The sequence below is a fragment of the Curtobacterium sp. MCBA15_009 genome (genome assembly GCF_001864895.1).
Lineage (GTDB): Bacteria > Actinomycetota > Actinomycetes > Actinomycetales > Microbacteriaceae > Curtobacterium.
The window spans coordinates 1-1063 of record NZ_MJGO01000038.1; the positions used below are offsets into that span (position 1 = coordinate 1).

The 1063-nt window shown below is 67.5% G+C and carries 1 protein-coding gene and 1 rRNA gene; both read left to right on the plus strand.

Translation table 11 applies throughout. The annotated features are described in order from the left end of the window. Positions 1-138 precede the first annotated feature (138 nt). Positions 139-255 (plus strand): 5S ribosomal RNA (gene rrf, locus BIU97_RS11770). A gap of 534 nt (positions 256-789) precedes the next feature. Further along, on the plus strand, positions 790-1063 hold a 274-nt coding region (locus tag BIU97_RS18280; protein ID WP_217640109.1), incomplete at its 3' end, for a hypothetical protein.

Here is a 1063-nt window from a genome sequence, read left to right on the forward strand (position 1 = left end):
CACAATTATTTCCCACACCTTAGGTGTGGGGCTCGCGTCCACTTTGTGGTTCCCGACAGACGATCGGGAATCGAAACTGAATAACTCAGCTACAGCTGGGACAGCTTTGAGACCAATGTACGATCTGGTCGAAGGTGTTCCGGTGGTCATAGCGAGAGGGAAACGCCCGGTCACATTCCGAACCCGGAAGCTAAGCCTCTCAGCGCCGATGGTACTGCAAGGGGGACCTTGTGGGAGAGTAGGACGCCGCCGGACTCAACGTAAGAAAGATGTGGCCATCGGCCCTCCATCGAGAACTCGCAGGGGAGACCCTCGTTCTCGATCGAGGCCGGTGGCCATTTCTGTTTCTGCCCCGGCCGCTCGACGCCGGCTCTGGTTCGTGATGGACTGGAGTCCGGGTGTCGGGTGACCGATGCGGCATCCAACACAACGACACAGCGGACGAACGCCCTGGTTCTGACTCGGGCACGCGATGAGGAGCAACGGTGGCGAACGACGACGACCAGCGACGGAACGACGGCGATCGGGGAGACCGGCCTCGACGCGACGGTGACCGGTTCCCTCGCCGTGACAGCGCTCCGCGTCGCGACGGCGACCGTGGCGACCGTGGTGGCCGTTGGTCGTCCGGTCCCCGCGAGTTCGAACGCCGTGAGGGCGATCGTCGTCCCGAGCGCGGTGACCGACCGTTCCGCGACGGGGCTGCTCGACGCGACGGCGCTCCGCGTCGCGACGGCGACCGTCCGTTCCGTGAGGGCGACCGGAACGACCGTCCCTCGTGGCGGAGCGACCGTGGGGATTCCGGCCGTCCGCCGCGCGGTGACGGCCCGCGGGGCGCAGACCGTCCGCGTCGCGATGGCGACCGTCCTCCGTACCGTGGTGGGTCGTCCGACCGGCCGGCTCGTGACGGTGATCGTCCGTCGTACCGCGGCGGGTCCTCGGACCGTCCGCGTCGGGATGGCGACCGTCCGTCGTACGGCGGTGGGTCGTCCGACCTTCCGCGTCGTGACGGTGACCGTCCGTCGTACGGCGGTGGGTCGTCCGACCGTCCGCGTCGTGACGGTGA